12 protein-coding genes and 5 tRNA genes are annotated in these 13,906 nt (G+C 38.2%); 3 read left to right on the top strand and 14 right to left on the bottom strand.

The window, feature by feature from the left end; all coding sequences use genetic code 11:
- Window positions 1–124: 124 nt before the first annotated feature.
- Both H4J38_RS00085 and H4J38_RS00080 read left to right on the top strand, forming a co-directional pair.
- Window positions 125–1,240: a response regulator gene (locus tag H4J38_RS00085; protein WP_182128307.1), complete on the top strand. Its 1,116-nt coding sequence runs from the start codon at window positions 125–127 to the stop codon at window positions 1,238–1,240.
- A gap of 2 nt (window positions 1,241–1,242) precedes the next feature.
- Window positions 1,243–2,202 (top strand): diguanylate cyclase, encoded by a 960-nt coding sequence (locus tag H4J38_RS00080; RefSeq protein ID WP_182128305.1) that lies wholly within the window; start codon window positions 1,243–1,245, stop codon window positions 2,200–2,202.
- Window positions 2,203–2,339: 137 nt separating this feature from the next.
- Here H4J38_RS00080 and H4J38_RS00075 read toward each other — a convergent pair whose 3' ends face one another.
- The 8 genes from H4J38_RS00075 to miaB all read right to left on the bottom strand — a co-directional run bounded on the left by H4J38_RS00075 (window position 2,340) and on the right by miaB (window position 10,892).
- Entirely contained in the window at window positions 2,340–2,702 is a 363-nt protein-coding gene (locus H4J38_RS00075) for a VanZ family protein (protein ID WP_182128303.1), read from the bottom strand.
- Between the two features lie 5 nt (window positions 2,703–2,707).
- Window positions 2,708–4,369, bottom strand: coding sequence for an amidohydrolase (locus H4J38_RS00070; protein WP_182128301.1), 1,662 nt, complete (start codon window positions 4,367–4,369; stop codon window positions 2,708–2,710).
- Window positions 4,370–4,803: 434 nt separating this feature from the next.
- Entirely contained in the window at window positions 4,804–4,947 is a 144-nt protein-coding gene (locus H4J38_RS00065; protein ID WP_182128299.1) for a hypothetical protein, read from the bottom strand.
- A 248-nt stretch (window positions 4,948–5,195) separates the two neighbouring features.
- Complete coding sequence (gene lnt, locus H4J38_RS00060) at window positions 5,196–6,764, bottom strand: apolipoprotein N-acyltransferase (protein WP_182128297.1); 1,569 nt, start codon at window positions 6,762–6,764, stop codon at window positions 5,196–5,198.
- 5 nt (window positions 6,765–6,769) lie between these two features.
- Window positions 6,770–7,648, bottom strand: a complete 879-nt coding sequence (locus H4J38_RS00055) for an HlyC/CorC family transporter (protein ID WP_182128295.1) — start codon at window positions 7,646–7,648, stop codon at window positions 6,770–6,772.
- Window positions 7,649–7,801: 153 nt separating this feature from the next.
- Window positions 7,802–8,284, bottom strand: a complete 483-nt coding sequence (ybeY, locus tag H4J38_RS00050) for an rRNA maturation RNase YbeY (RefSeq protein ID WP_182128287.1) — start codon at window positions 8,282–8,284, stop codon at window positions 7,802–7,804.
- Window positions 8,274–9,353: a PhoH family protein gene (locus tag H4J38_RS00045; RefSeq protein WP_259365346.1), complete on the bottom strand. Its 1,080-nt coding sequence runs from the start codon at window positions 9,351–9,353 to the stop codon at window positions 8,274–8,276. Before H4J38_RS00045 ends, ybeY begins: the two co-directional genes overlap by 11 nt.
- A 96-nt stretch (window positions 9,354–9,449) precedes the next feature.
- The gene (gene miaB, locus H4J38_RS00040; protein ID WP_182128285.1) at window positions 9,450–10,892 is read right to left on the bottom strand and encodes a tRNA (N6-isopentenyl adenosine(37)-C2)-methylthiotransferase MiaB; all 1,443 of its coding nucleotides are present in this window, start codon (window positions 10,890–10,892) and stop codon (window positions 9,450–9,452) included.
- 283 nt (window positions 10,893–11,175) lie between these two features.
- On the opposite strand from miaB, the gene H4J38_RS00035 reads away from it, so the two are divergent.
- Window positions 11,176–12,342, top strand: coding sequence for an FAD-dependent oxidoreductase (locus H4J38_RS00035; protein ID WP_182128283.1), 1,167 nt, complete (start codon window positions 11,176–11,178; stop codon window positions 12,340–12,342).
- 133 nt (window positions 12,343–12,475) lie between these two features.
- Here H4J38_RS00035 and H4J38_RS00030 read toward each other — a convergent pair.
- The 6 genes from H4J38_RS00030 to H4J38_RS00005 all read right to left on the bottom strand — a co-directional run bounded on the left by H4J38_RS00030 (window position 12,476) and on the right by H4J38_RS00005 (window position 13,654).
- Window positions 12,476–12,560: transfer RNA gene (locus tag H4J38_RS00030), tRNA-Leu, on the bottom strand.
- A gap of 77 nt (window positions 12,561–12,637) precedes the next feature.
- Window positions 12,638–12,712 (bottom strand) — tRNA-Gln (locus H4J38_RS00025).
- A gap of 71 nt (window positions 12,713–12,783) precedes the next feature.
- Window positions 12,784–12,858 (bottom strand) — tRNA-Gln (locus H4J38_RS00020).
- 51 nt (window positions 12,859–12,909) lie between these two features.
- Window positions 12,910–12,994, bottom strand: a tRNA-Leu gene (locus H4J38_RS00015).
- A 28-nt stretch (window positions 12,995–13,022) separates the two neighbouring features.
- Window positions 13,023–13,099: transfer RNA gene (locus tag H4J38_RS00010), tRNA-Met, on the bottom strand.
- A 201-nt stretch (window positions 13,100–13,300) separates the two neighbouring features.
- Window positions 13,301–13,654, bottom strand: a complete 354-nt coding sequence (locus H4J38_RS00005) for a DUF3718 domain-containing protein (protein WP_182128281.1) — start codon at window positions 13,652–13,654, stop codon at window positions 13,301–13,303.
- Between the last annotated feature and the right edge of the window lie 252 nt (window positions 13,655–13,906).

Here is a 13,906-nt window from a genome sequence, read left to right as displayed (position 1 = left end):
GGTTTAACATAGACGTGTGAGTTTATATTGCGTATTTGGTCGTGAAATATTTAATGCTGAATATATCTTGTAAAGAGTTTGATTAAGCTGTGTTTTGTCATAGCAACCTAGGGTTTTTTCGTTTATGCCAACACCTTTACTTATTTGTGACGACTCTAATATGGCGCGAAAACAAGTCGCGCGTTCGCTTCCTGATGGCTGGGATGTTGATATAACATTTGCTACCAATGGTATTGAAGCAATAGCGGCAATTAAGGCGGGCAAAGGCGACATATTATTACTTGACTTAAATATGCCAAAAATGGACGGTTATCAAGTACTAGAAACAATATTAAAACAAGATTTACCAACACTAGCTATTGTTATTTCAGGTGATATTCAACCTGAAGCACATCAAAGAGTTAAGAGCTTAGGTGCCTTAGATTTCATAAAAAAACCTATTGATAAAAACAAGCTTACTGAGGTTTTACATGCTTATGGGGTTTTTAGTAAGGATGAACTTGTTATTAACGAGACTGACTCACCAGCAACTGCAGCGATCAATCAAGCAATAGACCCAATAAAAAATATAACCGTTAGTGAAGTGGAAAAAACGGCTATTGTAGTACCTACTGCACCATCAAAATTAGAGCAACCGCCACTCGACATTAATAGTGAAATGCTCGATTGTTATCAGGAAATTGCCAACGTGGCGATGGGGCAGGCAGGGGGATTATTAGCCCGTTTATTAGATGTTTTTGTGGTTTTACCTATTCCCAATGTTAACTTTATTGAGGTAAGCGAACTCACCATGGCGCTTTATGACGTTGAAAGCAAAGATACAACCTCGGGCATCTGCCAAGGCTTTATCGGTGCAGGTGTTTCAGGTGAAGCATTGTTAATTCTCAATGACTCTAGTTTTAAAGATATTGCTTCATTAATGAAATATGATCATAGTTTAGATAGTAATATCGAATTAGAATTGTTGATGGACATGGCTAACATTCTTATTGGTGCGTGCTTAAATGGTATTTCGGCGCAACTAGATATGTCATTCAGTCAGGGGCACCCTGTGGTATTAGGTCAGCACAGGAAAATTTCAGAATTAATTGCGACCAACACCAAGAAATGGAAGAAAACCCTCGCAATAGAAATCAGTTACAGTATTGAAAACTACTCAATTAGATGCGACTTACTTTTGCTCTTTACCGAAGAGTCAGTAGCAACACTTAATAATAAAATTGCTTATTTGTTGGATTAACCATGTCAGTGCAAACCGAAGAGTTGAATGAGTTACATTGGATGATGGAGATGCTGCATACCATTGATGTTGGCTTAGTGGTGCTTGATCGTGATTACAATATTCAAATTTGGAATGGTTTTATGGAAAACCATAGTGGCTTATTGCCACGAGAAGTAAAAGGTAAGTTACTCTTTGAACTTTTTGATGAAATACCAGAAGACTGGTTTCGTCGCAAAGCTGAATCGGTTATTTTGTTGAAAAATAAAGCCTTTACTATTTGGGAGCAACGCTCTTATGTTTTTAAGTTCAACAATTATAGGCCGATTACCGGTACCGCTGATTTTATGTACCAGAACACGACGTTTATTCCTTTAATGTCAACTACAGGTCAAGTGTCTCATGTATGTTTGCTGGTTTACGATGTCACTGATAACGCCACTCATAAAAAAGAGTTGGAAAAAGCCAACGTTGATTTAGCTATTTTGAGCCAAACCGATGGTTTAACTCAATTGTTCAATCGCAATCATTGGCAGCAATGTATAGAAACTGAATTTAAACGTTATATTCGTAGCCAACATATTAGTAGCTTAGTTATGTTGGATATAGATCATTTTAAAAATGTTAATGATAATTATGGTCATTTAGTTGGCGATGATGTGATTCGTCATTTAGCAAAAGTTATCCGAGAACAAGTACGAGAAACTGATATCTCAGGACGTTATGGTGGGGAAGAGTTTGTTATTTTATTGGCGGATACTCATGCTGAAGATGGTTTAGTATTCGCTGAACGGTTGCGTGAAATTGTTGAAGAATCAGTCGTTATTTATAATGATATTGAAATTAAATACACGGTTAGCATTGGAATAGCTGAGGTTGAACCCACTTACACTTCGGTATCACAATGGCTCGAACATGCTGATAATGCTTTATATCAATCGAAAGATAATGGCCGTAATAAAGTGACGATTTATCAAAAATAAGGTTATTAATATAAAATGTCACAATAAAAAAAGCCCTAAGGGCTTTTTTTATACGTAGTAAATTATCTTAGACTTAGCTAATTAATCATTGAGTTAAGAATAAATGCCCAAATAGTAATTTAGTGAATACAAGGTCGTTATTTACGCCATATCAAGGTTAACCCGTAATAAATTTGCGTAATAATTACCGCCAATAGCACACCACCAGCATTAGCTGCTAAGTCTAACCATTCACCATAGCGATTAACGTGTGGCTGAATCAATTCAATCAAACCACTCCATATAATGAATAACAAGGCGTACGCTAACCAATATTTAGGCCGACGTAATGCAACCGGTAGCATTAAAGCGCAATAGGCAACAAAATGATGCGTTTTGTCGCTACCTGGCACCTTAGGTAAATACTCTACAGGATACAGTGAAGTAACCGTTATTAGAATTAGAATCACCAAGGTTATGCCTTGCCAGAACTGTTTAATAAAGTTTGTTATAAGGTTCATCCTTGCTATTTCTTATACACTAACTTGCCATTTACCCAAGTTTTATCGACAGAAACTTGCCAGATTTTTTGCTCAGGCATGGTAAATAAATTATGGTTGAGTAAAACAAAATCCGCTTTTTTACCTTTGGCTAAGCTGCCAATAATATTTTCTTGGTGACCAGAATAGGCGGCATCTAGGGTAAAACTTCTAAAAGCTTCTAACGGCGTCATTTTCTGATCAGCAAACCAACCACCTTGTGGGCTATTTTTATGATCTTGACGAGTAATTGAGGCATGCAAACCAAAAAATGGATTTGGCGATTCAACCGGAAAATCGGAGCCAGCAGCAATTATCGTATTAGCATCGAGTAGCTTTCTCCAGGCGTATGCGCCTAATATTCTCGTTGGCCCAAGTCTGTCTTGCGCCATGTTTTTATCGCTAGTTGCGTGGGTTGCTTGCATGGCAGCAATAAGATCTAACTCTGCAAATCTTGGTATATCTTCAAGGCGTAATACTTGTGCATGCTCAACACGGTGGCGTAAATCTTGGGTTTTAGTCGCTTTGATATATGTTTCGTAAGTATCTAGCACAAGCTTATTAGCATTATCACCAATAGCGTGGCTATTCACTTGAAAGCCTTGGCGCATTGACGTATTGACTAAATTTTCAAACTCTTTTGGCGTATTTAGCAGTAAACCTTTGTGACCGGCATGGTCAGAATAATCTTCAATTAATGCTGCACCGCGACTACCTAAAGCGCCATCTGTTTGAATTTTTACACTATTAAAAGTGAGCATATCGTCTTCACTGCGATACTTGCCACCGGCTAAAGTTTGTTGCCATTTAGCCGACGGTAAATACAACATAGCATTGACGCGAATACTCATGGCATTCTCTTGGCTTAATTCTTTAAAAGCATTTAAGTTATCAGTATCAATACCGGCGTCATGTACGCTCGTAAGGCCATAACTGGCAAGCGAGCCCATAGCTTTCACTAATACTTGTTTTTGCTCTTTAATGGTTAAAGGCGCAATACTGTTATCAATTAATGCCATGGCATTATCAATAAAAACACCGGTAGGTATCCCGTTTTTATCTTTAATTATCTCCCCGCCTTCAGGCGAAACTGTGTCTTTGGTGATCCCCGCCATTGCCATCGCTTTTGAATTTGCCCAACCCGCGTGGCCATCAATACGTTTAAGCCAGACGGGTTGTTTTGGAAATTGTTTATCTAAACTTTCTGCACTAGGGAAGGCATTACTTGGCCATTGCGTTTGATTCCATCCGCGGCCTTGTATCCATGTTAATTCCGTGTTGTTTTTAGCGTATGCCAAAGTTTTATTAATAGCATCTTGTTCTGAAGCACTATTAACTAAGTCTGCACGTAAAAGGCTTAGTCCGTAGCTTAAAATATGTCCATGGGAGTCAATCAAACCTGGGATTAAGGTTTTTCCTTCACCATCAATAATCGTTAAGTTTTTTGAAGTAGGCAGTTTGTCTGTTGCCGAGTATATTTTATCAATTTTGTCATCAGTAAATGCAATAGCTGCGAAACTCTCAAGGCTATTGCCCGTTATGGTGTAGCCTTGAATATTGGTAATTAATGTCGTTTTTGCAAAAACTAGCGTAGGGCTTATTATTGCTATGAATAAAGCTGTTTTGACCGTGTTTGATAGACTGTTCATTAAACTTCCTTGATTTACTTTTTTTATCGCTAAATACTAGCATGAAAAATTTATTTTTTTAACAGTTTAACAATAGTGTTCTAACAACAAAGTTAAGGGCCATAAGGCCCTTAATTTTCAAATGATAATTTTGAGTTTGTCTGTGCTAATATCAAGTGAAATTTTCTATATTGACGGCAACTTTAATTTTTATCCGTTTAAGATAATCATTTCACCTAAAATGCTCTAGTGGCTATTGCCGGCCTATCATAGAGACTTTTTATTAAAGGATAAAGCACAGCCAATTGCCTAACAAGAAATAACGCTACAACGCCAAAGCGACTAACTAAAAACTAATCACAATGCGTCCTAATACAGAAATGTCACGAATAAAATCGCCTTGCGTAATCGTTGCTAGCCTTTCACGGTCTAACGAAATAGTTTGTTCTGCTTTACTACAGCGAGAGGCAGAAGGTGCCACTTGCCAGATAATATAAGCCAGAACAATGGTCGTTAAGTTGATGGTTATCCAACGTGTTTTTTGGTGATGTTGTTTTTATTATTTGAATATCTTGTTCACTGGTGTCTTTAATAGACATGACTTATAACCCGACAGTCAAATCAGTGCTTAATCTAAAGCAAGGCCATTTGCTAAAGTGCACTGACTACCAAGTAAGTAGCAGCGAGAATGAAAAAGGTTTAACTGTAAGAGTATTTATTTTTTATGGGCTGGCTTAGCAATAATTGAAAATAGACAGGACATAGCTTGTTAGTACTGCTTTATAGGCAAGTTTTTTTCTTATACTATTGAGAAAAGTACGATTAGTAAAAGCTAAAAGATAAGTACCTATGTAACGTTTTGGCTTTCTTTGTATTGTAACCGGCGAATGATTGCAAACAATAAGAGTAATAAAGGAATGGCAAAGTCGATAATACGTGTATAGCGCGCGTAAGGCGTTAGCCCAGTTACTAAAGGTACTTGAGTGCTAAGTACCGCTTGTTCAAACTGCGGGATTTGTTTGAGAATATCGCCGTGATGGTCAATAACGGCTGTGATGCCATTGTTGGTTGCTCGCAAGAAAGGTCGACCAAACTCTAGCGCGCGCATTCTTACAATTTCTAAATGTTGGTGCGGACCGTGTGAGTCACCAAACCAAGCATCGTTACTCACGGTGAGTAGTAAGTCAGTTTGATTAGAAAAGTTAGCGCTAAGTTGCTCTGCAAAAGCTACCTCAAAACATATTAGTGGCAGTAAATGATAGCCGTTGGCACTTAAGTTGTTTTGGACATATTCACCGCGACTAAACGATGACATAGGTAAATTAAAAAATGGTGCTAGAGGTCTTAACCAGTCAGCAAAAGGGACAAATTCACCTATGGGCAATAAGTGATGCTTAGCGTAACGATTTTCATTGTTATATTGATAACTTCCTAGTTCGTCATCAGGAGACTTTTTGCCGAGTACAATTAAATTGTTGTAATAATTTTTGCTATTGAAGTTGTAATCAATAATACCGGCAATAATAGCACTGTTATTCAGTAAGGCTGAGCTTTGGGTTATTTGTAAAAAATCTTGCGCTTGCGTACTAGACTCTACCGCTGTAATGGCGGATTCTGGCCAAATGACAATGTCAGCAGGATAATGTTGTCTGGTGAGATCTAAGTATTTCAACATGGTTGGCCAAGTTTGTTCTGGCGCCCATTTCATTGCTTGCTGGATATTGCCTTGTACCATCACGGTTTTGACAGACTTACCCGTTGGTGAAACCCAAGCTGTATTTTGTAATGCTAAACTAGCCGCGCTTATGGCAAAGAGCAAGGTAATATGTAGATAGCGCTTTTGCTGTTTAAGGATATAAACTATCGCGATGCTGACGGTAATAATCAGCGCGCTAATGCCTTTTTCGCCAATCATAGGAGCAAAGGCAGCTAAAGGACCATCGATTTGACTATAACCTAGTGTTAGCCAAGGAAAGCCGGTTAATAGAACACCACGTAAAAATTCGGCCAGTAGCCAAAAGGGCAATAAAAGCCAGAGATTAAGTTTTTTTTGATAGGAAAAGCGGGCGGCTAAATAACAGGCTAGGGCGAGAAATAGCGCTAAATATAAACACAGTAAAACCATCAATAATATCGACACAGCCAGTGGCAAACCGCCAAACTGGTCAATACTGACATGTACCCAACTTATACCAGCCGAAAACCAACCAAAGGCAAAGATAAAACCTTGCTTTGTTGCTGCTTTGGCTGACTTTCCTTGTAGCGTGTATAACCACGCCGGCAAGAGTATTGCCATCAGCCAATAATAAGAAAATGGTGCATAGCAAAATACTAAGGCAAGCCCCAGAAAAAAGCTGAGTACATTGTCTCTATCAATGAAGTTTGTGTTAATTCGTTGAAAGAATTTAGTTAGCATAAAGTTTAATCAGTAACTTTACCTGCAACAATATGTTCTTTTGGTACGGTAATTTGCAAGGTTTGAATACGTCGATTATCGGCCGCAGTGACTTTAAATATGACTTTATTAATGGTGATTTTTTCACCTTTTTTCGGCATATGACCAAAGTGTTGTATCACAATACCACCGATGGTGTCTGCGTCACTTTCATTAAATTGAAAATTAAAATAATTATTAAAGTCAGTCAGGTCGGTAAGCGCTTTTACTTGATAAACTTGGCCGGCAAGGTATTTAATGTCTTCTTCCATTGCATCGTCGGTTTCGTCTTCGATTTCACCTACGATCAACTCTAGAATATCTTCAATAGTTACGACACCTGAAACTCCACCGTATTCATCAACTACAATCGCCATATGATAACGTTGTTGGCGAAACTCTTTTAACAGCGGATCAACTTTTTTACTCTCAGGAACAATAATTGCTGGGCGAATAACTTGTGCTATGGTGAATGCTTCTTCGACTTGGTTAAAGCCGTAAGCTAATAAATCCTTCGCTAATAAGATGCCTTCAACGTCGTCAATATCCTCATTGATCACAGGAAATCTTGAATGTCCTGAATCAACTATAATCGCGAGTGACTTATCTAAAGGGTCATTAATATCCAAGGTGACCATCTGCGAGCGAGGGATCATAATATCGCGTACTTTCATATCAGATACTTCGAGTACGCCTTCGATCATTTGCTTGATTTCAGGGTTGATAAATTCACGGTCTTCAGCATCATTTAATGCATTGACTAGCTGGTCTTTACTTTTCGGTTCTCCGGTAAATACTTGCATAATTTTATCCAAGATTGACTTATTTGAAGAACCGTTACTAGAGTGGGGTTGGTCGTCGCTCATAGAGCCTTTTTAATTCCTTGTAGGATTAATTTAATCAATGTAAAACAGTTAGGTTAGTTTGTAACCGATTTCTGTTAATTTCAAGTACTAAATGGTAGTTTATTGTCTTCAGTAACAATTTTACTGAAGTAGATCAAATAATGGTTTGATAATCTATGTTTTCTGCTCATTTATTTCATATGGAGCAGCAAAACCTAAGCCGGTAATTATTTTCGTTTCAAGTGCTTCCATTTCATCTGCTTCTTCATCTTCAATATGATCAAAACCCAGTAAATGCAAACAGCCGTGCACTGTCATATGCGCCCAATGTGCGTTGGAGCTTTTGTGTTGTTCAGTCGCTTCGTGTTCGACAACATCAACGCAAATAACAAGGTCACCTAACAAATCAAGCTCAATACCATCAGGAACTTCAAATGGAAATGATAAAACATTCGTTGCTTTGTCTTTACCTCGATACTGATGGTTAAGCTGACGACTTTCATCAATATTGACCAACCTAATGGTCAGTTCAAAGGTTTTTTTATATGGCGCAAGCGCGGCTTCAGCCCAGCGTTGAAAATCATTTTTTTCAGGTACGGCTTTATCATCACAAGCTAATTGTAAATCGACGATAATATTAGCCGTGTTATTCACCATGTTTGCTATCGCTTACACGGGCTAAGGCTTCTGCTTTTTGTTGTTGTTCGCGAGCTTTCTGTTTTTCTTCTTTTAAGCGATTCTCTTTTTGTTCGTAAGCTTCATAAGCTTCTACAATATGACCAACAACAGGGTGGCGTACGACATCTTTTGCTTGGAAAAAGTTAAAACTAACCCCTGGAATATCAACCAATACTTCAATAGCATGACGTAAACCAGACTTTTGCCCACGGGGTAAATCGACTTGAGTTATGTCACCTGTGATCACAGCACGTGAATTAAAGCCAATACGCGTTAAGAACATTTTCATTTGTTCTACTGTGGTATTTTGACTTTCATCAAGAATAATAAAGGCATCGTTTAATGTTCTACCGCGCATGTAAGCTAATGGTGCTACTTCGATCACATTACGTTCGATAAGTTTTTCAACTTTTTCAAAACCGAGCATTTCAAAGAGTGCATCGTATAGCGGACGTAGGTAAGGGTCGACTTTTTGTGATAAATCACCGGGTAAAAAACCCAATTTTTCGCCTGCTTCTACCGCTGGGCGGGTCAGTAATATACGTCTGATCTCCTGACGTTCTAACGCATCAACTGCACAGGCAACGGCTAGGTAAGTTTTACCTGTACCGGCAACACCAACACCAAAGCTAATATCATTGGTAATAACGTTCTGCACATAACTTTGTTGATTTTCGTTACGCGGTTTGACCATGCCACGCTTGGTTTTTATGGTCACCATATCGTCATATTTAGCATCAAGTTTACTGGGTGCAGCTTCTAACGCTCCAGCATCTATGATAGCTAAATGGAGCATTTTAGCGGTAATGGTTGTTGATTTGCCTTTAACTATTTCTGTTTCTAGATAAAGATCGATCAAAAGTTTTTTAACAGCGTCAGTATTTAAGCTTTTACCGGTAACTTTAAATTCATGACTTCTGTAACTTATTTCAACACCCATTCGACGTTCTAAGGTCTTTAGGTTGTCATCCATAGGGCCACATAAGTTTGCCAGGCGATTATTATCGGCGGGAGATAATTCAAAGTTGATACTGGTGTTTTTACTCAATTGATATTCCTGAATGCTTGAAAATTAAGCTAAAATGGCAAATACACGGTATTTGCCATTAATACGAGTTAATGTACGATGAGTTTAAGATGAAATTTACGGCGTAAAAGTAGCTACACCTAGTTCATTTACTAAATTTTCACTAGCTTGATGATGGCTATTCGCTAAAATATCAGCCGGTGAATTCGCGATACGTAAGCCCATTTCACTTTCTTGGCGAACTAATTCACCCCGTAATGAGTTGGCATAAACATCGGTAATTTTTACATCAACAAATTGACCAATAACTGTATGCGGCGCAACAAAGTTTACGATGCGGTTGTTTTCAGTGCGACCACGTAATTCCATCGGATTTTTCTTTGATGGCCCTTCAACGAGAATGCGTTGTTCTGTATCAAGCATATGACGCGCAATATGCAAGGCTTGCTGGCTGATACGGTCTTGCAATATCTGTAATCGTTGCTTTTTAATATCATCACTAATGTCATCAGCCATATCGGCTGCAGGTGTCCCTGGACGTGCACTGTAAATAAAACTGAAACTTAAATCAAAATCTACCGCTTTAATTAAGTTCATTGTCGCTTCAAAATCAGCATCGGTTTCACCTGGAAAACCAATGATAAAGTCAGATGACATACAAATATCAGGTCGCACTTTTTTCAATTTACGGATTTGAGACTTGTATTCTAAGGCCGTATGGCCACGTTTCATTTGCGTTAGAATTCGGTCTGAGCCACTTTGTACCGGCAAATGTAAATGACTGACAAGCTCAGGCACATCAGCGTAAACATCAATAATATCATCAGTAAATTCGATCGGGTGCGATGTGGTATAACGAATACGGTCAATACCGTCAATCGTAGCCACTAGGCGTAATAATTCAGAAAAACGACAAATACTACCGTCATGCGAATCACCACGATAACCATTAACGTTTTGGCCAAGTAAATTTACTTCGCGCACACCTTGCTCGGCAAGTTGGGCTATTTCATATAAAACGTCATCTAATGGGCGACTAACTTCTTCACCACGGGTATAAGGCACTACACAGAAGGTACAATATTTACTACAACCTTCCATAATGGAGACAAAGGCTGTTGCACCATCGGCTTTCGGCTCAGGCAAACGGTCAAATTTCTCAATTTCTGGAAAACTAACATCAACAACATGACCTTTATTTCCGGTAACTTGTTGGATCATTTCAGGTAAACGGTGCAAGGTTTGTGGACCAAAAACCATATCTACATAAGGCGCACGTTGGCGAATAGCATCGCCTTCTTGTGAAGCAACACAACCACCAACACCAATAATAAGCTCTGGATTTTTTACTTTCAGGTTTTTCCAGCGACCTAATTGATGAAATACTTTTTCTTGTGCTTTCTCGCGAATAGAGCAGGTGTTAAGTAAGATAACATCAGCATCTTCTGCTTCTTCGGCTAGTTCAAAGCCATGGGTTGAGTCTAAAAGTTCTGCCATCTTCTGCGAGTCATACTCGTTCATCTGACAGCCCCAAGTTTTGATGTATAGCTTTTTACTCATTATTCGCGCCTAATCTTTCTATGAATTGATTCTAGTTTTTGCTAGAGAATTTAAGGAGGCATATTTTACTCTTTCTTTGCCTATGATGCTAGCTTAGAAATATACTAGTGATAAATTGATTATGGCTATGCCATTTATTCACTTTGAAACTGTTTTTCCTTCTTGTTCAATAAACAATTATTTAGTCCGGTTGTTATTACGAAAAAATCCTGCACATAAACATCGAATTACTATATCAGGTTGGGTAGAATAACCTAACGTCGGTAAAGTTGTAAAAATCATTATGAATCAATTTGATTGTGTAGTTGTTGGTGGTGGCATGGTTGGCGCAGCAAGTGCTTTATCACTTGCTAAGTTAGGACTAAACGTTGCCATCATTGAAAAAAATGCGCCTGAGATGTTTTCTCCAGATCAAGCTTTTGATTTGAGGGTTTCAGCAATATCATTGGCCTCAGAACAGCTGTTAAAACAATTGGATGCTTGGCAGCAGTTGCAACTATGGCGAATGTGCCCTTATAAACGTCTTGGTGTATGGGAGTTTGAGCAAAGTTATACTGAATTTAATGCCCAAGATATTAGCCAAACACATTTAGGGCATATTGTTGAAAATAGATTAATACAACTTTCCCTATGGCAGCAGTTGCAACAGCACAGTAATATTACTTTATTGTGTCCCGATACCTTAATTAAACTTGATCAAAGTCCAACAGACGTTGAATTGACGTTATCGTCTGGAACAATAAACGCTAAAGTTGTTATTGGTGCTGATGGTGCCAACTCTTATGTGCGTAAACTTACCAATATTGGCACCACGGGCTGGGATTACGCGCAATCAGCAATGTTGATTAATGTTCAGACAGGAAAACCACAACAAGATATTACTTGGCAACAGTTTCTTCCAACCGGGCCGCTTGCCATGCTGCCTATGCCAGGTAACTGTGCGTCTTTGGTTTGGTATGATAATAAAGATGAGATAAAGCGCTTATCGGCATTATCGGATAGTAATTTAGCGCAAGAAATTATGCAAAACTTCCCCAAGTGTATAGGCAAAGTATCAGTCATCAATAAAGCGGCATTTCCATTAACACGACGTCATGCTAATCAATACCATAAAGGCCGAGTACTGCTAATTGGCGACGCAGCACACACTATTAACCCTATGGCAGGGCAAGGGGTTAACTTAGGCTTTAAAGATGTAAAAGCATTGCAGCATGTTATTGCTAAAGCTATTGGTGATGGGGAAACTTGGCATGATCCGCAAGTACTGTCTCGTTATCAACAAAAGCGAAGAACAGATAACCTGTTAATGATGACAACAATGGATGCGTTGTATTTGTCATTTAGTCACGTATCACCTTTGGTTAAACTCGCCCGAAACGCTGGTTTAATGATGGTAAATAAAGTGCCGAGCCTGAAAAATAAAGCACTAGCTTATGCTTGCGGTATTTAAGTAATATTTTTAAGGTTTAATATACTAAATGTCGTATTAAGTTTTGAAGGTACATATTTTAAAATCAGAAAAATGAAAACGAAGAGGTATGGATTTTTGTAAAGAAGAGAATAGATAGAAGTTATTCAAAGAATGGTGCGGAAGGAGAGACTCGAACTCTCACATCTTGCGATACTGGAACCTAAATCCAGCGCGTCTACCAATTCCGCCACTCCCGCATATTCAGGTAGTAATTTTGATTAATCAAAATTATAAAACTAACTATATTTAACTATAGAACATAAATAAAAGAAAGTGGCTGGGGTATGAGGATTTGAACCTCAGAATGACGGGATCAAAACCCGCTGCCTTACCGCTTGGCTATACCCCAACAGAATACTTCTATTTAATTAAGTTTGTAACATTGATGGACTTTCGAATAATACAGAGAGTAAAAGAAAGTGGCTGGGGTATGAGGATTTGAACCTCAGAATGACGGGATCAAAACCCGCTGCCTTACCGCTTGGCTATACCCCAACAATGTTACTTACTTCCTAACAAATATCATGATGATGATTGTTAGTAGAATGGTACGGGTCAAGAGACTTGAACTCTCACATCTTTCGATACTGGAACCTAAATCCAGCGCGTCTACCAATTCCGCCAAACCCGCATTTCTTCTATTATTACTAAGAGTAAAGTGGTGGCTACACCGGGATTTGAACCTGGGACCCCATCATTATGAGTGATGTGCTCTAACCAGCTGAGCTATGTAGCCTTTCCATCTCGCCTCTCAGCAAGTGGCGCGTATTATGCAAATCTGATTGCGCTACGTCAACCGTTTTTTATCAAAAAATAAGACTTTTTGCTTGTTTGGCTAATCGGTGTGCAATTTGTCGGATATCTGCGCAAAAACAGACCCAAAAGAAAAACTTATTAGTAAATAAGGCTAATAAGTTTTTTATAAAAAATGCTAACTTTATTTAATTCGCTCGTTTGCTACTTTTGCGAGGTGAGCTGAATTTGCTTTTACGACGGCTAAATTTTCTGTCACTGTTTTTACAGGTAATTTACCAATTAAGTATTCACCAACATCTAAGGCATTCGATGTTGCGGCGAATTCGAGTAAATTTGCACCATTACATTGAATGTTGTCAAAAATGCTTCTAATTTTCATATTGTTTGATTTTAAATATTTACGTAAGCGTTTTTTGTCATTGATAGAGACATATTCACATATACGTAATGACATGCTGTCATCAAAAGCTAAACTTTGTGGAGTGTAAGAGATTGCTGTTGCAAGTACTAATGAAGCTAAAATAGTTATTTTCATGTTAGTCCTATAATATTTATTTTATTGTCTTAGAAAGTTTATCGTGAAAGTTAAACTTTGCCAGTTTACTTGGTGAATGATTAAAATTGAGATGGCGCTATTATAATAGTTTTGTTCAGCAGCTAGCCATATTATTTGCACTTTTAACGCTGATTAATTATCGCTATTTGTAAAAATAAAAGAGAGCCTAAGCTCTCTTTTATTTACGTTAATTAAACATTAAACATTAAACATTAAACATTAAACATTAAA

Origin of the sequence: Colwellia sp. BRX10-3 (assembly GCF_014077505.1) — a bacterium.
In the GTDB taxonomy this organism is placed as follows: domain Bacteria; phylum Pseudomonadota; class Gammaproteobacteria; order Enterobacterales; family Alteromonadaceae; genus Cognaticolwellia.
Note: the sequence above shows the minus strand (reverse complement) of the source record. Positions and strands in the feature narration are given on the sequence as shown.